This window comes from Deinococcus sp. YIM 134068 (assembly GCF_036543075.1).
In the GTDB taxonomy this organism is placed as follows: Bacteria; Deinococcota; Deinococci; order Deinococcales; family Deinococcaceae; genus Deinococcus; species Deinococcus lichenicola.
Map to the genome: position 1 here is coordinate 17765 of NZ_JAZHPF010000029.1, position 15982 is coordinate 33746.

Sequence of the window (15982 nt, forward strand, 5' to 3'; positions counted from 1 at the left end):
AGACGTCTCCCCCGGCTTGTGTTCCGCCGGGAGGAGGGCCGCCCCGTGTGCCTCCACACGCCTGGCTCGGTCCGGCGTCCGACCGAGCGGTCAGGGATGGGCACATGAGACCAGAATGACGGGGAGGCAAGTGTCCTACAGCTTCCCGTTGACGCCCTAACTGTGGAGGGGCGGCCACGATCACCGCCCCCTCTCGTCCCCACCTGTCCTACCCGATCAGCACCCGGTCCACAGCTCCCGCCACGAACAGCAGCGCGAGGTACAGCATGGAGTACAGGTACAGCGGCACGGCGACCCGCCGCTCGACCGTCCCCCCGCCCATGACGTGCCGGTACAGCCGCCACGAACGCGCGAGCAGCAGCCACCCCAGCCCCAGCGCGGCGAAGAAGTACAGCACTCCCACCTCCCCGATGAAGACGGGCATCACCGACAGCACGACCGTGTAGATCGCGTACAGGCCGATCTGCACGACCGTGAGTTTGTCGCCGTGGACGACGGGCAGCATGGGGATGCCGACCTCGCGGTACTCCTCCTTGATCATCAGCGCGAGCGCCCAGAAATGCACGGGCGTCCAGAAGAAGATGATGGCGAAGAGAAACCACGCGAAGAGGTTGAGGTCGCCCGTCACGGCGGCCCAGCCCACCAGCGGCGGAAAGCACCCGGCGGCCCCGCCCAGAACGATGTTGTGCCAGGTCGTGCGCTTGAGCCACAGCGTATACACCACGACGTAGGTGAAAAAGCCCGCGAGGCTCATCCACGCGGCGAGGGGCGTGGCCCACACCCACAGCCCCACGAAGGAGGCGAGTTGCAGGGCCGCCCCGAAGAGCGCCGCGTCGCGGGTGGAGATCAGGCCGCTGGAGGTGGGCCGGGCCGCCGTGCGCTTCATCTTCAGGTCGATGTCGCGGTCCACGATCATGTTGAACACGCCCGCCGACCCCGCCGAGGCGTACCCGGCCACGCCGACCACGAGGAAGAGCCACAGCCCCGGCCAGCCGCGCGCCGCCATCACCATCGCGGTGAGGGTGGTCCACAGCAGCAGGCTGATGACCTTCGGCTTGGTCAGCGCCAGGTAGTCGCGCCAGGTGGCACGGGCGGCTTGGGTCACGGAGGGGAGCATATCCCCCCCGCGCATGGGTTCGGTCGTCATACGTTCACTCCTGCGCCGGAGGGCGAGGGCAGCAGATGCTCCCGCGTCGCCGGAATGGTGAGGGCGCGGTACACCAGCATCACGGTCACGAGCCACAGCCCGCACGCCAGCCCCAGGTGGGTGAGCTGCATCCAGCCCGGAGCCTTGAGGGCCACGTTGGCGAAGCCCGCCACCATCTGAAGGGCAATCCCGCCCGCAAGGAGCAATCCCCACCGTTTGACCCCCGGCGAGGGCCGCAACTTGGACAGGGCCGACGCCATCCACAGCAGGTACGCGCTCGTCCCCACGGCGAGCATGGGGTGGACGACCCGCAGGTTCTCGATCAGGCTCGCGCTGGCCCCGAAGTCGCGCCGCACCGTGTCGAGCGGCGTGCCCCCCTCCGGCATGAACAGCAGGTCGCCCAGCGCCGTCACCGCACCCGCCATCCCGAGGACGAGCAGCAATCCCAGCCCGAACAGGCTCAGCCCGAGCGCCCGCCCCTGCCCCCGCAGCCGCAGCCGTGGCCCGCCCGACGCCCACAGCGCCGTGAGCAGCAGCGCCCCCAGCAGCAGGAAGGTGTTGGCGAGGTGGACGCCCTGCACGAAGCCGCGCGCCGGGTCGGTGGAGTCCGCCGTCAGCCCCAGGAGGACCTGCACCCCGCCGACCAGCCCCTCCAACACGATCAGGCCGAGGCTGAGCAGGGCACCGAGGCGGGCCGGATGCCCCTTCGCCGTCACCCGGAACGCCAGCGCCACCAGCCCCAGCGCGAGCATTCCGCTCAACCCGCTGGTCAGGCGGTGGCTGAGTTCGATGACGGTGTGCAGGGCCGGACTCTGCGGCAGGACCACACCGTTACACAGCGGCCAGTGGTCGCCGCAGCCCGCCCCCGCCCCCGTGATGCGGACCACCGCGCCCCACAGGATCACCAGCACGTTGTACGCCAGAGCGGCCCAGGCCAGCCGGGAGAGCCAGACCCCCGCGCCCGGTCGGGCCACCGCCACGACACGACTCACTCCACTCCACCATCCTTCCAACCGGGGCGGCCACGCCGGGGAGAACACCGTGCGGACCGTCGGGGTCAACGCCCCCATTCTAGGCGGCGGCGGCTGAAGATTGTCCCCCGGTGAAGGGTGGCGAGTGGAGGAGGGCGAGAAGTTGACGGCTCCGGTCTTCGGGTGGTTCGGCCCGTTCATCCCCTCTCCTATGAAGCGCTGCCAGTCCCGGCCTCCCCCCTCAAGGGGAGGGGCAAATACGTAGCGCTGTCTTACCTTTCTCCCTCTCCCGCCTCCCCTGGGACACCCGCACCGGCCCCCCCGACCTAGAATCCGGGTGTGGCGGCCATCATCAACCAGTGGGCAGTGATTACCATCATCCTGAGCGGGCTGGCGCTCGTAGTCGGGGTGTTCTTCATCAAGCGCGGCAACCGTGAGGCGCACATGCGGGCGATGGTCACGGCAAGCGCCCTGGCGACCATCTTCCTCGTGCTGTACCTCACCCGCCTGGGCCTGGGCTACGAGAAGCGGTACGTGGGGCCGGACACGTGGCGCACAGCGTATTTCGTCCTCCTGATCAGCCACATCATCCTCGCCGCCCTGAACCTGCCCCTCGCCCTCGGTGCCCTGTACAACGCCGTGAGGGGCCTGCGGGCCGCCGGGAACCTCGGCAACATCAACGCCGAACCCGCCGCCCGCACCTCGTTCAACCGCCACCGCGCCTGGGTGCGCTGGACCGTGCCCGTGTGGCTGTACGTGGCGGTGACGGGCTGGGTGATCTACCTCGTGCTGGGGCGGTATGGGGAAGTGGTGGGGGGATAGCGGTCAGCCCTCAGCTTTCAGCCGTTAGCAAGAGCCTCCCGGGGCTGATCGCTGACGGCTGAAAGCTGATAGCTTCCCCCCATGAAGCGCACCATTCCCGACCTCCTGCACGCGCCGGAACCGCTCGTGATGGTCACGGCCTATGACTATCCGGGCGGGCGGCACGCGGAAGGAGCGGGGGTCGACCTTATCCTCGTGGGCGACTCGCTGGGGAACGTGGTGCTGGGCTACGACTCCACCGCGCCCGTCACGCTGGGCGACATGATCCACCACGCGCGGGCGGTGCGGCGGGGGGCACCGGAGACCTTCATGGTCGTGGACCTGCCCTTCGGCACGTACCACACGGGCGTGACCGACGCGATGCGCGCCGCCGTCCGCGTCATTCAGGAAACGGGGGCCGACGCCGTGAAGATGGAGGGTGCCACCCCCGAGGTGCTGGAGGTCGTCTCGGTCCTCACCCGCAACGGGGTGCCCGTCATGGGCCACGTCGGGCTGATGCCGCAGACCGCCACCGCGCAGGGCGGCCTCAAGGTGCAGGGCAAGGACGAGGAGACGGCCCGCCGAACCGTGGAGGGGGCCGCCGCGCTGGAGGCCGCCGGAGCCTTCGCCGTCGTGCTGGAGGCCGTGCCCGCCCGCCTCGCGCGGCTGATCACCGAGCGGCTGAGTATTCCCACCATCGGCATCGGCGCGGGGGTGCATTGCCGGGGGCAGGTTCTCGTCTACCACGACCTTCTCGGCGTGTACGAGGGCGAGGAGAAGAAGATTTCCAAACGCTACGCCGAACTGGGCCGGGAGGCGCGGGAGGCCATCGCCACCTACGCCCACGAGGTGCGCGCCCGCGAGTTCCCGACGAGGGAGCAGAGCTTCGTGATGAAGGACGAGGTGCTGGGGAAGCTGTATTGAGCGGTCAGCTTTCAGCGGTCAGCCGTCAGCAAGAACAAAGACAAAAAGAAGCGTTCGCCTGTGCTTGGGCGAACGCCTTCTCTTGCTGAAAGCTGATGGCTGAGAGCTGACCGCTCCCTCAGTTCCAGCGTCCCCCCCGCTGCTGCCGCGTCTCCGGCTCGGGGGCCGCGTAGGTCTCCTCGGCGCGGCTGAGCTTCTTGCGCCCGTACAGGCCCTCCAGGATGAACTCGGCGGCGGCGGCGCGCACGGCGTCGTCGTTGCTGGCGGCCACCGTCACGGCGAGGTCGGTCAGGCCGGGGACCTGGCGGGTGGCCTTCATCGCCGCGCCCGCGTCGCCGGACTGGGGAAAACGGAAGACGTTGCCGTCCTCGAACCACTTCTCCAGGTCGCGGGTGTCGGCGCTGCCGAGGCTCCGGGCATAGACGGCCCCGGCGGCCTTGCGGATCACGTCGCGGGCCACGGTGTCCGCGCCCTTCAGCTCGCCCTCGTACTCCAGCTCCATCTTGCCGGTGATGGCGGGCAGGCCCGCGTACACGTCGCTGACGCGCACGACCGGGCGGTCGCTTCCGGTCAGGCTGCGGCGCTCGGCGTTGGCCGACGCGACCTCCATCAGGCTGATCGGGAGGCGCTGGGACACGCCGGACATCTTGTCCACCCGCCCGTCCTCGCGGGCCTGGAAGGCGATCTCCTCGATGAGTTCGGCCATGAACTCGGGCACGACCACGCCCTCGGCCCGCACCGCCTCCTGCGCCGTGATGTCCATGCCCTGCCGCACGTCGGTGGGGTAGTGGGTGCGGATTTCCGAGCCGATGCGGTCCTTCAGGGGCGTGACGATCTTGCCGCGCGCCGTGTAGTCCTCGGGGTTGGCAGAGAAGACGAGCATCACGTCGAGTTCGAGGCGGATGGGGTAGCCCTTGATCTGGACATCGCCCTCCTGAAGAATGTTGAACAGGGCCACCTGCACCTTCGGCGCGAGGTCGGCCAGCTCGTTCACCGCGAAGATGCCCCGGTTGGCGCGCGGCAGCAGTCCGAAATGCATGGAGCGCGTGTCGCCCAGCGAGGTGCCCAGGCGAGCGGCCTTGATGGGGTCCACGTCACCGATCAGGTCGGCCACCGTCACGTCGGGGGTGGCGAGCTTCTCCACGTAGCGGGCGTCGCGCGGCAGCCAGCGGATCGGCAGCTCCAGCCCGTGCACTTCCAGCAGGTGACGGCCCTCCGCCCCGATGGGGTTGAGGGGGTCGTCGGGCATGTCCACGCCGTCGATGACGGGCACGACCTCGTCGAGCAGGCCCGTGATGGCGCGCAGGATGCGGCTCTTGGCCTGACCGCGCAGGCCGAGGAGGATGAAGTTCTGGCGCGCGAGGAGCGCGTTCGTGAGCTGGGGAATCACCGTGTCGTCGTAGCCGATGACGCCGGGGAACAGCTCCTCGCCGCTCCGCAGCTTGCGCGTCAGGTTCTGGCGCACCTCGTCGTGAACGAGCCGCACCTGGCCGTCGAAGGGCGTGCGGCCCGCGTATTCCGGCGTCTGAAGGAGTTCCCCGAGCGTCCTGGCCCTCACCTGTACGGCAGTCATGATGCGGGGAAACTAGCACGCGCTCCCGTGCGGGAATGTGCGGCTTGTTCGTGTGGAAGAGGCTAGGCGGACGCGCCGCCCACCGCCGCCTGAGCGTCGCGCAGCACCCGGTACGCGCACACCGCCGCCAGGGCCGCCAGCTCCGGCGGGGTGTCACCGAGACTCAGGCTCACGTTCTGGCCGTCCACCACCCCGCCGATACGGCCCTCCAGCCGCTCATCCTCCCGGCTCAGGCTCACGTCCTTGCCCTGAAGGCGTCCTGAGAAGCGCCCAGTCACGCGGTTCCCGTCGAGCATGAGGAGCACGTCGTCCCCATAGAGCTGACCTCCCAGCCGCGCGTGGACCATCCCCGCTGTCACGTCGCCCGCCACGTCGAACCCGGTGAGGGAGCCGCCCACGCGACCCTCCACCACTCCGCCGCTCAGCGTCAGTTCGATGTCCTGGCCCTGGAGACTGCCCCCGATCCGCCCGCGCAACCGCCCGCCGTCCCAGCTCGCGCGCAGGTCGTACCCCAGCCAGCGGCTCCCCAGCCGTCCGTGCAGTTCGCTCATGTTGGGTGATACGTGTTTGGAGGGGAGAAGTTGCGAAAGCCGGTCTGCTGCTCTTCTGAGGGCATTCTGGAGAAATGGCTTCGCCCACCGTTTCCTTTCGCCACGCCACCCCCGCCGATGCCGAAACCATCGCCCGGCACCGCTACCCCGAGGAGTCGAACGCCGCCGAGCGCCCGATCTACGCCGCCTGGGTCGCGGACGCGTTGAGACGTGGTGTGTATCTGGGCTTTCTGGTCGAGAACGCAGGAGAGGTAGTCGCCGGCGCGGGCCTGACCCTGCTGGAGTGGGGGCCGACGCGCGGCGACCCCTGCCCCTACCGGGCGCGCATCGTGAACGTTTGGACGCATCCCGACCACAGGCGGCGCGGCCTCGCCCGTGCCCTCGTGACCCGCTGCCTGGATGCAGCCCGTGATCGGGGCGTCACCCGCGTTAGCCTGGGCACGAGTGAGCTGGCCCGCCCGCTATACGAGTCGCTGGGCTTCCGGGCGAGCAGGACGGAGATGACGCGGAGGCTGTAGGCGCTCCCGTTCGCCCTGCGCTCCGCCGCCCCCGCGCTACACTCCCCCCATGTACCGGGCGGTGATCGGCCTCGAAGTCCACCTGCAACTGCGGACGCGCACCAAGATTTTCAGCGCGTGCCCCGCCGACTACCACGGGGCGGAGCCGAACGCGTTCACCGACCCCCTCACGCTGGGGCTGCCGGGCACCCTGCCCACCCTCAACCGCGAGGCCGTCGAACTCGCCCTGATGTTCGGCCTGGGCCTGAACTGCGACGTGGAGGGCTTCACCCAGTTCCACCGCAAAAATTACTTCTACCCCGACGCGCCCAAGAACTTCCAGCTCTCCCAGTACGACCGCCCCATCGCGCGGGACGGCTTTCTGGACGTGGCGGGCGGGCGGGTCCGTATCAAGCGCGCCCACCTGGAGGACGACGCGGGCAAGCTCCTGCACCCCACCTACGCGCCCTACAGCCTGCTCGACCTCAACCGCGCCGGGTCGCCCCTCATTGAGATGGTGACGGAGGCGGACCTCACGGGGGCCGAGCAGGCCCGCGCCTTCCTGACGGCGGTGCAGGCCATCGCCCAGTCCCTCGGCGTCAGCGACGCGACCCCGGAAGAGGGCAAGATGCGCTGCGACGTGAACATCAGCGTCCACCGGCCCGGCGAGCCGTGGGGCACGAAGGTGGAGGTCAAGAACCTCAACTCCTTCCGCTCGGTGGAGCGCGCCATCGAGTTCGAGACGGCGCGGCAATCACGGGTGCTGACCTCGGGCGGGCGCATCACCCAGGACACGCTGGGCTGGGACGAGGGCGGCGGCAAGACCTTCCTGATGCGGACGAAGGAGGGCGAGGCCGACTACCGCTACTTCCCCGAACCCGACCTCCCGCCCCTGAACATCACGCCGGAATGGGTGGGGCGCGTGCGCTCACGGATGCCCGAACTGCCCGCCCAGAAGCGGGAGCGGTACGTGCTGGCAGGTGTGCGCGAGGCCGACGCCGAGACACTGAGCCAGGGCGTCCCCCTGGGCCGCTTCTACGACGAGGCGCTGGCAAGCCCGCCTGCTCCCGACGCGCAGAAGCTCGCCAACTGGCTCCTGACGGACGTGACGGGCTTCCTTGCCGCGCGGGAGCAGAGCATCCGGGACACGGGGTTGAGGCCCGCCCACCTCGCGGCCCTCGTGCGACTCATAGACGAGGGCACGATCAGCGGCAGGGTCGCCAAGGACCTTCTGCCCGACGTGATGAGCGGGCAGGACCCCGAGACATTAGTGCAAGAGCGCGGCCTGACCGTCGTGACCGATACCGGGGCCATCGACGCCGCCATCGACGCCGCGATAAGTGCCGACCCCGCCACCGTGGAGAAGGTGCGCGCCGGAAACGCGAAGGCCATGAACGCCCTCTTCGGCCCGGTCATGAAGGCCACGGGCGGTCAGGCCAAACCGGAGGTCGTGCGCGAGCGGCTGCGGGCGAAGCTGGGGCTGTGAGGGCTTGCTTCGCTCGCCGTCGAGAAGTCGAGAAGTCTAAAGGTCGAGATGCAACGGCGTCAGGTGTTCCTGGACTTTCCGACCTCTCGACTCCTCGACGCCCGCAGGGCCTCCCATGACTCCCGCCCGCTGGCGTTCCGCCGCGCTCGCCGCGCTGGGTGTTCAGGTCGCGGGGCTGTTCGGTCTCGCGGCCTATGCGCTGTGGCGGGGCAATCTCGGGCAGGGGGCGTGGTTCACGGCCATCGAGGCGGTTCTGGCGGGGCTGGTCCTCGCGTGGTGGGCGGTGGTGCTGAGGCGGTTCACGCGGGGGCAGGAGACGCCCACGGAGAACGGAACGTTGCGGGCGTTGCGCTTCACTTTCCCGTGGCTCACGTCCTTCCGGCTGGTGCTGTGGTTCCTGACCCTGCTGAGCCTGATGACCGGGGCCGCCCCGGAGGCGAACACGGTCGCCCTCACCGCCCTGATGACCGTGTGGCCCGCGAGCATCCTCGCCGGGAACGCCGTGTACGGCACCCTGGCCCGCCTCGCGCCCAACCCCGCCGACCTCGTGAGGCGCAGGCGGCTCTCGGAGTGGCTCAATGTCGCCGCCGCCCTGAGCCTGGCGATGGCCGTCTTCAACGTCGTGCCCATCGCGGGCTTCAGCTCTTCGCCCACCTTGCGCGATCAACTCGTGTACGGCCTGAGCGGCGCGCTGGACGTGCTCGCCACCCTGCTCGCCCTGCGCGCGGTGCGGGCGGCCCCGGTGGGCGAGGGGGACTGAGGCGGCCCACCCCCTCCGCTACACTCGCCCCATGACCGAGCCGCGCCCTCCCGCCCCGCCCGTCGTCCTCGCGCTCGACGTGAGCAAGAGCCGCATCGGGTTCGCGGTGAGCGCCGGGCGGCTGGCCTTCGGGCGGGGCAGCGTGGACCGCAGGAGGCTGCCGCTCGACCTCAAGGCGGTGCGCCTCAAGGTGGAGGAGACGGGGGCGGGCCTCCTCCTGCTCGGCCTGCCGCTGCGGACGGACGGCGCGCACAGCCCCTCCGCCGACCGGGTGCGCGCCTTCGGGAGAATTCTGGCCGAGCAGGGCTACGCAGTCGCCTACCAGGACGAGCGCTTCACTACCCGCCGCGCCCGTGACCTCGGTGCCGCAGACGAGGACGAGGCGGCGGCGGTGCAGATTCTGGAGCTGTACCTGATGGGCCGTGCCGGGGCGGAGGACCCGACCGACGACGAGGCGTAAGCTGGCGCATGAACGGCAACGCGGGGAGAAGGGGTTGGCTCCGGCAGTTAATGGAACGTCTGGGAAAGGCCGGAAGCGTCCGGCGGTCACGGGGCTTTCCCCCACGCCGGGACGACGATGAGGGAGACGACGGCCCCGGCGTCCTCGTCCCCGCCGGGCCACGTCCCCTGCGAGGCGGCGCGCACGCCAGACCGCCCCACGAACGCCCGCCCCGCTGACCGCCCTTCGCTGGACCCGGTTCAGCCTGCCGTTAGAATGCCGCCGTACCCGGCTTTCGGTCCCGGCGGCACGCTCACGGTGGGCGGGCCGTGCTGACCGCCTTCCCCCTTCGGAGGTCACCCATGCAAGGCAACATGATGGACGTTCCCCTCACGATCCCCTTCATTCTGGAGCGTGCCCGCACGATCTTCGCCGAACGGGAGATCGTGAGCCTGCTCGTCGGCGGGCGTGACGAGGCGGGTCAACCCATTCCCCGCAAGCACCGCACGACCTACGGCGAGGTGGCGAACCGGGCGCTGCGGCTCGCGGCGGGCCTCCAGAGCCTCGGCCTGCAACCGGGCGACCGGGTGGCGACCCTCGCGGTGAATTCCTTCCGGCACCTGGAGGCGTACCTGGGCGTGCCCAGCGGCGGCTTCGTCCTTCACACCGTCAACATCCGCCTGCACGCCGAGCAGATCGCGTGGATTCTCAACCATGCGGAAGACCGGGTGCTGATCGTCGAGAACGTCTTCGCGGCCCTGATTCCGGCCATCCGCGCCGCCTGCCCGAGGATCGAGCGGGTGTTCGTGCTGGGGCCGACGCCGCAGCCGGTCGAGGGGGCCGAGGACTACGACGCCTTCGTGACGGGCCACGAACCGCTCGCCCGCTACCCGCAGATCGGCGAGAACGACGCGGCGGGCATGTGCTACACGAGCGGCACGACCGGCAACCCCAAAGGTGTGATGTACTCCCACCGCTCGACCATCCTGCATTCCCTCGTCAGCGCCCCGAAGGACGCGCTGAACGTGGGCGAGCGGGACGTGGTGCTGCCCGTCGTGCCCATGTTCCACGTCAACGCCTGGGGGCTGCCGTACACCTGCGCGATGTACGGCGCGGGGCAGGTCTACGCGGGCGTCTTCAGCGACGGGCGGAGCATCGCCACCCTCTTGCAGGACGAGGCGGTGACGATCACGGCGGGCGTGCCGACGATCTGGATGGGCCTCCTCGCCGAACTCGACCGGGCACGGGCCGAGGGCCAGCCCTACGACCTGCACCGCCTGGAGCGGCTGGTGGTGGGGGGCAGCGCGGCCCCCGAGAGCCTGATCCGCGCCTTCGAGGACCGCCACGACCTCTCGCTCGCCCACGCCTGGGGCATGACGGAGACGCACCCGCTGGGCACGGCGAGCGGGGTACCCGTCGGGGTGCCCGAGCGCAGCGACGAGGGCTACGCCCTGCGCGCCAAGCAGGGCCGCCCGGTGCCGCTCGTCTTCCTCGACCTCCTGAGCGACGACGGTGAGCGGCTGCCCCACGACGGCAAGACGATGGGTCGCCTCATCGCGCGCGGGCCGTGGATCGCCTCGGGCTACTTCAAGGGCGAGGGCCAGGGCAACTTCTTCGAGCAAGGCGGCGAGCTGTGGTTCGACACGGGCGACATCGCCACGCTGGACGAGCGCGGCTACATGCACATTCAGGACCGGGCGAAGGACCTCATCAAGTCGGGCGGCGAATGGATCAGCAGCGTGGACCTGGAGAACGCGATCATGGCCCACCCCGCCGTCGCCCAGTGCGCGGTGATCGCGATGGACGACCCCAAGTGGGACGAGCGGCCCCTGGCGGTCGTGACCCTGCGCCCTGGAATGAACGTCACCCACGAGGAGATCACCACCTTCCTCGCCCCCAAATTCGCCAAGTGGTGGCTGCCCGACGCCACCGCCGTGGCCGAGAGCATCCCCATCGGCGCGACGGGCAAGTTTCTCAAGCGCGAGCTGCGCGAGCAGTACCGGGGCTACCGGGCGGGTGGGGGAGAACAGGGCTAGGAGGGGCGGGGTCGGCTGGCCGCTGAAAGCTGACGGCTGGCGGCTCCTTCCCGACACGTCCTGTCCGCTTTTCCGGGTACGCTGACCTCATGACGACAACCGCAGGGCAGGAGGTCGCCGGGGCGCTGGCGACGGCGGTGGAGGCGGGGAGCCGCGTGAACGACGTGCTGTGCGCGCACCTGACGCCTGAGATGATGCGGGCGGTCACGCCGGGCGGCGGGATGACGGTCGCCCAGCACCTCGCGCACATGGCGGGGACGACGAGGGGCTGGCTCTCGGAACTGGACGTGGGCGCGGCGGCCCCCCTCCCCATCCTGTACGACGACACGCGCGAGGACGAGTTCGTGGCGCAGGAGGACCCCGCGCGGGCGGCGGAGGTCTTGCGCGAGGTCTGGTCGGCGGCCCTGGATACGGCGACCACCGCCGAGGGCACGGGCGAGCTGTCGCACCCCAGCACGGCCCAGTTCATCACCCACATGCTCATCCACGACGGGCACCACCGGGGGCAAATCCTGCTCGCCCTGAAGGTGAACGGCTTCCCCCTCCCCGACGAGGACGCGCTGTGGGGGCCGCTGCGTGGGGAATGACGCGCCGGGCGAGGTGTCGGAGGCCAGCTTCCACCAGCGGGTCCGGGCGCTCGTGGCGAGGATTCCGCCGGGCCGAGTGATGACCTACGGGCAGCTCGCCCTCCTCGCCGGGAGGCCGGGACCGGGCGGCGCGCGGCTGGCGGGCTTCGTGATGGGTGGCCTCCTGAGCCGGTCCCAAAGTGGCGAGGAGACGTTGCCGTGGCAGCGCGTCATTAACGCGCAGGGCCGCGTCAGCACCCATAAACTCGGCTTCGGCGACGTGCAGGAGCGGCTGCTGGAGGCCGAGGGCGTGACGTTCGACGAGACCTGGCGCTGCGACCTCGCCCGGTTGCAGTGGTGGCCGGAGGAAGAGGGGCACGGGGAGCCGCCGGACACGCTGCTGTAGGGAGCGGCCAGCCGCCAGCTTCCAGCGGCCAGCGGAGCGTTCAGGCTTCCCCTCACCACTCATCACTCATTTCCCATCACCCCTCATCGCGGTGCTCCGTTCCGTTGATGGGAGGAAAGCACTCCCATCAACTCCACTTCGACCGCTCTGCACCACGGGTTCTCGCTCTGCTCGGACCCCATGAATTGAAGGGCTTGCCTTCAACTCATGGGGCCACCGCTGTCAATCCCTCACGCCCATGAGCAAACGGGCAGGACCGGGGAGAACAACGTCCCTGTGGACGCGGCGTATCCTGACGCCATGAAGCGAACGAGGACGAACCGGAGGGTGGCGGGCGACGCCATGTCCTGGGCGCTGGGCGTGACGCTCGGCCTGATTCTGGGGGTGGGACTTCTGATCGCCGCGCCGCGCATCGGCAACGCGGCGGGCGAGGCGTCCCCCTCCGCCGAGGGCACCATCGTCTCCGGCACGGGCGAAACGCCGGGCGAGGCGGGCACCGAGGGCGGCGGCGGCACGGGCGCGGTGCAGAGCGAGGGCGGCGAGGGCGTCGGGGAGACGGACGCCGCCGGGGGCGAGGGCACGGCGGCGGGTGGAGAGGGTGCCACCCAGAGCACCGGGGCCACCCAGACCGGAGCCGGGGCGGAAGGTGGAGGGGGCGCGGCCCAGACCACCGGGGGACAGACGACGGGGGCAGCGGGCACCCAGACTCAGGAGGGCGGGACCCAGGCCGGGGCGACCGGCGAGGGGACGAGCGCCCAGGCGCAGGGGGAGAATTCTCAGGGCACCGCCCCCAACGGCACGGCGGAGGGCACGGCGGGTCAGGCGCAGGGCAACCAGCCGCCCGGAGCGACGGGCGCGGCGGGCGAGAACGACGAGGAGGCGAGCGGCAACCCCGACACCCGTTCGGTGGCCGAGCAGACGAGCGCGGGCGCGACGGTGGCCCCGCAGGGCGACTCGGCGGCGGACGTGGCCCGAGCCGAGGGCACGGCGGACGACGTGAACTCCTTCGCCCCCGTCGAGGGAGGTTCCGGCCTCACCGACACCCGCGAGATCGTGGACGGCGACCCCAACACGACCGGCGAGGGCACGTTGGAGGACAACCCCGACGAGGTGGGTGGCAACCCAGAGAGCGCCCCGCAGAATGGGCAGGATGGCGGGAACTGAGCCGAGAGAACTTTCCAGCGACGCGCCGCTCCTCCTTGATGGATGGGGCGGCGTGTTTGTTGTCGGGTTGCCGGATTGGAATGTTGGGCAAGCGTGGCTCGTCACCCCCTCCCAGCCTCCCCCTCAAACGCCTGATGTGCAATAGAAAGCCAGCGTGCCGAACGTGCTTTTTACTCCCTCTCCCCTTGCGGGAGAGGGCTGGGGAGAGGGGTGACGAGCACCGCTCGTCCTCTTGTTGGACGACGAAAACGCTTCCACTGCCCAACTCGCAATTCACATCAGGCGTCTCAAGGGGGGAGGGGCCAAAACCCCGCGCCTTACGTTCTGGCGACTGGACGCTGGCGACTGGCGACCCCCAACCTCACGGTGAGCCGTCCCGTCCCTGCCTACACTCGGCAGGTGCGTAAGCCTCCCGCCAACGACCCCATCCCCACGCGGGAGCTGCTGCGGATTCTGGCCCGCGCGCTCCCGGCGCTGGTGCGGAGTGCGCCCCTGCTCGTCTCGCTGATGCTGCTGATGGTGGTCGTGCAGGGGTTGGTGCCCGCCGCGACCGTCTTCCTGAGCAAGTGGACGGTGGACGGCATCGGGCGGGTGGCCGCCGGGGGGGAGGCGAACCTCACCCTGCTCGCGGTCGCGTGGGCGGGCACGGCGCTCGTCTCGCAACTGACGGCGGTGGCGAGCACGGTCCTCCAGGGGTACGCCGCCGACCACTTCACGGTCCAGACGGTGACGGGCCTGATGCGCAAGATGCAGGCCCTCCCCGGCCTCGACGTGGTGGAGGACCCCCGCTTCCACGACGACGTGGAGACCTTGCAGATGGGTGCCCGCTTCCGGCCCCTGAGCCTCACGGCGACCGTGCTCGGCCTGACCCGCAGCCTCGTCGGCGTGATCGGCGTGGCGGGGGCGCTGCTCACGGTCGGGTGGTGGGTGCCGCTCGTCGTCGTGGTGGGGATGCTGCCGCTGGCGCGCACGCAGATTCGCCTGCGCGAGATGGGCTGGAGCCTCGCCATCCAGCGCACCCAGGAGGCCCGCGAACTCTCCTACGACCAGCGCGTCGCCATGCGGCACGAGTACGCGAAGGAGGTGCGGCTCTACGACCTGATGCCGTACCTCACCGGGCGCTATCTGAGCAAGGCGCTCGCCTACCAGGGCGTCATGCGCGAGATGCGGAATCGGCAGGTCCTCGGCGTCCTGCCCGCGCAGGCGCTCGCGCTGGCGGTCACGGCGGGCCTCTTCGCCTACGCGGTCGCGCGGGCGGGCGAGGGTGGGTTGACGGCGGGGGCGGTCGTCCTCGTCATCGGGGCGCTCGCGCAGGTCCGCGAGGGGCTGGGGGGCATCACCGAGGGGCTGGGGATGGGCACCGAACACCTCCGCTGGTTCCAGAAGTACTACGCCTTCCTCGACGCGAAACCGGGCGTGGCGTCGCCCACGAATCCCCGGCCCCTTCCCGCCCGCCTCAACCTCACGCTGGAGGGGGTCTCGTTCGCCTACCGGGGCGGCCCGACCGTGCTGGAGGACGTGAGCCTGACCATCCCCGAGGGGCAGGTCGTCGCCATCGTGGGCGAGAACGGGGCGGGCAAGACCACCCTCGTCAAGCTGCTTCTACGTTTCTACGACCCGACCTCCGGGCGCGTGACGGTGGGGGCACCGGGCGAAGCGACCGACCTGCGCGACCTCGATCCCGCCGCATGGAGAACGCAGATCGCCGCCGTCTTTCAGGATTTCGCCCGCTTCGAGTGGACCCTGCGCGACAACGTGCTGCTGGGCCGACCGGAGGACGACGCGAAGCTCGGGCAGGCCGTAACCGCGAGCGGGCTGGACGGCGTGCTCCCCCGTCTCGCGGACGGATTGAACACGCGCATCGGGCAGGCGTTCGGCGGCGTGGACCTCTCCGGCGGCCAGTGGCAGAAGCTCGCCACCGCCCGCGCCCTGTACCGGGATGCCCGGCTCCTCATCCTCGACGAGCCGACCGCCGCGCTCGACCCCCGCAGTGAGGCCGAGGTCTTCGCCGCCTTTGCCGCCCTCGCGCGGGGCCGCACCACGCTGCTCATCACCCACCGCCTCGGCAGCGTCCTGATGGCCGACCGCATCCTCGTGATGAAATCGGGCCGACTCATCGAGGACGGCACCCATGCCAGCCTGCTCGCCAAAGGCGGCGAGTACGCCGAGTTCTGGCGCTTGCAGGCGGGCCAGTACGTCGAGGGAGAGCTGCGGGAGATGGTGGAGGCTGGGCAATAGAGGATGAATGTCCACCCCGTCCCCCCGTCCGCAGCGCGATGGTGCCCACAACGTCAAAACCGGTCACGCCCACACCAGCAAGCAGCACTCCTTGTGCCGGGTCTGCGGCTTCCAGTTCACGCCCGACCCCAAGCGGCACCGCGTCCCTCCCGTAAAGGAGGCCGAAATCGACCGGTCGCCTACAGGACGTATCTCGCATCGCGGGAGTCGCTGGGTCACTGGGGTAAGCCTCTCCTGATTCCGGCGTTCTCCTGAAGCGGGAAAAGACGGTATAGAACGGGTGGTTTGAGGTCGTCACGCTGACCGCCTGACAGAAAGTATGAGAAAGCGTCCCCGGTAGGGGACACTTTCTGTTTGTGACAACTGAAAATGCCGCCGGGGACGCTCCTCGACTCTACCAGGCTGTCCTGGCTCAGCTCCAGA

At 70.1% G+C, this 15982-nt stretch carries 15 protein-coding genes; 11 read left to right on the forward strand and 4 right to left on the reverse strand.

Translation table 11 applies throughout. The annotated features are described in order from the left end of the window. Positions 1-208: 208 nt before the first annotated feature. Together V3W47_RS17895 and V3W47_RS17900 are read right to left on the reverse strand one after the other, a co-directional pair. On the reverse strand, positions 209-1105 hold the full coding sequence (locus V3W47_RS17895) for a heme o synthase (protein WP_442877245.1): 897 nt from the start codon (positions 1103-1105) through the stop codon (positions 209-211). Between the two features lie 38 nt (positions 1106-1143). Beyond that, positions 1144-2139, reverse strand: coding sequence for a COX15/CtaA family protein (locus V3W47_RS17900; RefSeq protein WP_331826610.1), 996 nt, complete (start codon positions 2137-2139; stop codon positions 1144-1146). A 318-nt stretch (positions 2140-2457) separates the two neighbouring features. On the opposite strand from V3W47_RS17900, the gene V3W47_RS17905 reads away from it, so the two are divergent. Both V3W47_RS17905 and panB read left to right on the forward strand, forming a co-directional pair. Continuing rightward, positions 2458-2940 (forward strand): DUF420 domain-containing protein, encoded by a 483-nt coding sequence (locus V3W47_RS17905; protein WP_331826596.1) that lies wholly within the window; start codon positions 2458-2460, stop codon positions 2938-2940. A gap of 81 nt (positions 2941-3021) precedes the next feature. Then, a complete protein-coding gene (gene panB / locus V3W47_RS17910; protein ID WP_331826597.1) occupies positions 3022-3843 on the forward strand; it encodes a 3-methyl-2-oxobutanoate hydroxymethyltransferase in 822 nt (273 codons plus the stop codon). A 118-nt stretch (positions 3844-3961) separates the two neighbouring features. Here panB and V3W47_RS17915 read toward each other — a convergent pair whose 3' ends face one another. Together V3W47_RS17915 and V3W47_RS17920 are read right to left on the reverse strand one after the other, a co-directional pair. Continuing rightward, positions 3962-5416: a sigma 54-interacting transcriptional regulator gene (locus V3W47_RS17915; RefSeq protein WP_331826598.1), complete on the reverse strand. Its 1455-nt coding sequence runs from the start codon at positions 5414-5416 to the stop codon at positions 3962-3964. A 62-nt stretch (positions 5417-5478) separates the two neighbouring features. Continuing rightward, complete coding sequence (locus V3W47_RS17920) at positions 5479-5967, reverse strand: hypothetical protein (protein WP_331826599.1); 489 nt, start codon at positions 5965-5967, stop codon at positions 5479-5481. 74 nt (positions 5968-6041) lie between these two features. Here V3W47_RS17920 and V3W47_RS17925 point away from each other — a divergent pair, with 74 nt between their 5' ends. The 9 genes from V3W47_RS17925 to V3W47_RS17965 all read left to right on the forward strand — a co-directional run bounded on the left by V3W47_RS17925 (position 6042) and on the right by V3W47_RS17965 (position 15559). Next, positions 6042-6485: a GNAT family N-acetyltransferase gene (locus V3W47_RS17925; RefSeq protein ID WP_331826600.1), complete on the forward strand. Its 444-nt coding sequence runs from the start codon at positions 6042-6044 to the stop codon at positions 6483-6485. A gap of 49 nt (positions 6486-6534) precedes the next feature. Then, positions 6535-7950, forward strand: coding sequence for an Asp-tRNA(Asn)/Glu-tRNA(Gln) amidotransferase subunit GatB (gatB, locus tag V3W47_RS17930; RefSeq protein WP_331826601.1), 1416 nt, complete (start codon positions 6535-6537; stop codon positions 7948-7950). Positions 7951-8065: 115 nt separating this feature from the next. Next, entirely contained in the window at positions 8066-8710 is a 645-nt protein-coding gene (locus V3W47_RS17935) for a hypothetical protein (RefSeq protein WP_331826602.1), read from the forward strand. A gap of 31 nt (positions 8711-8741) precedes the next feature. Further along, positions 8742-9170, forward strand: coding sequence for a Holliday junction resolvase RuvX (gene ruvX, locus V3W47_RS17940; RefSeq protein ID WP_331826603.1), 429 nt, complete (start codon positions 8742-8744; stop codon positions 9168-9170). A gap of 341 nt (positions 9171-9511) precedes the next feature. Then, positions 9512-11185, forward strand: coding sequence for a long-chain fatty acid--CoA ligase (locus V3W47_RS17945; protein ID WP_331826604.1), 1674 nt, complete (start codon positions 9512-9514; stop codon positions 11183-11185). 89 nt (positions 11186-11274) lie between these two features. Then, positions 11275-11772, forward strand: coding sequence for a DinB family protein (locus V3W47_RS17950; protein WP_331826605.1), 498 nt, complete (start codon positions 11275-11277; stop codon positions 11770-11772). After that, positions 11762-12157, forward strand: a complete 396-nt coding sequence (locus tag V3W47_RS17955) for an MGMT family protein (protein WP_331826606.1) — start codon at positions 11762-11764, stop codon at positions 12155-12157. Before V3W47_RS17950 ends, V3W47_RS17955 begins: the two co-directional genes overlap by 11 nt. A gap of 300 nt (positions 12158-12457) precedes the next feature. Next, entirely contained in the window at positions 12458-13321 is an 864-nt protein-coding gene (locus tag V3W47_RS17960; protein WP_331826607.1) for a putative sodium/potassium/calcium exchanger, read from the forward strand. A 399-nt stretch (positions 13322-13720) separates the two neighbouring features. Then, positions 13721-15559, forward strand: coding sequence for an ABC transporter ATP-binding protein (locus V3W47_RS17965; protein ID WP_331826608.1), 1839 nt, complete (start codon positions 13721-13723; stop codon positions 15557-15559). Positions 15560-15982: the final 423 nt, after the last annotated feature.

Bases quoted from the DNA above. Each gene is read 5' to 3' on its own strand.
- V3W47_RS17935 (WP_331826602.1), top strand. From the start codon at position 8,066: ATGACTCCCGCCCGCTGGCGTTCCGCCGCGCTCGCCGCGCTGGGTGTT.
- panB (WP_331826597.1), top strand. From the start codon at position 3,022: ATGAAGCGCACCATTCCCGACCTCCTGCACGCGCCGGAACCGCTCGTG.
- V3W47_RS17920 (WP_331826599.1), bottom strand. From the start codon at position 5,967: ATGAGCGAACTGCACGGACGGCTGGGGAGCCGCTGGCTGGGGTACGAC.
- ruvX (WP_331826603.1), top strand. From the start codon at position 8,742: ATGACCGAGCCGCGCCCTCCCGCCCCGCCCGTCGTCCTCGCGCTCGAC.
- V3W47_RS17915 (WP_331826598.1), bottom strand. From the start codon at position 5,416: ATGACTGCCGTACAGGTGAGGGCCAGGACGCTCGGGGAACTCCTTCAG.
- V3W47_RS17925 (WP_331826600.1), top strand. From the start codon at position 6,042: ATGGCTTCGCCCACCGTTTCCTTTCGCCACGCCACCCCCGCCGATGCC.
- V3W47_RS17950 (WP_331826605.1), top strand. From the start codon at position 11,275: ATGACGACAACCGCAGGGCAGGAGGTCGCCGGGGCGCTGGCGACGGCG.
- V3W47_RS17945 (WP_331826604.1), top strand. From the start codon at position 9,512: ATGCAAGGCAACATGATGGACGTTCCCCTCACGATCCCCTTCATTCTG.
- gatB (WP_331826601.1), top strand. From the start codon at position 6,535: ATGTACCGGGCGGTGATCGGCCTCGAAGTCCACCTGCAACTGCGGACG.
- V3W47_RS17960 (WP_331826607.1), top strand. From the start codon at position 12,458: ATGAAGCGAACGAGGACGAACCGGAGGGTGGCGGGCGACGCCATGTCC.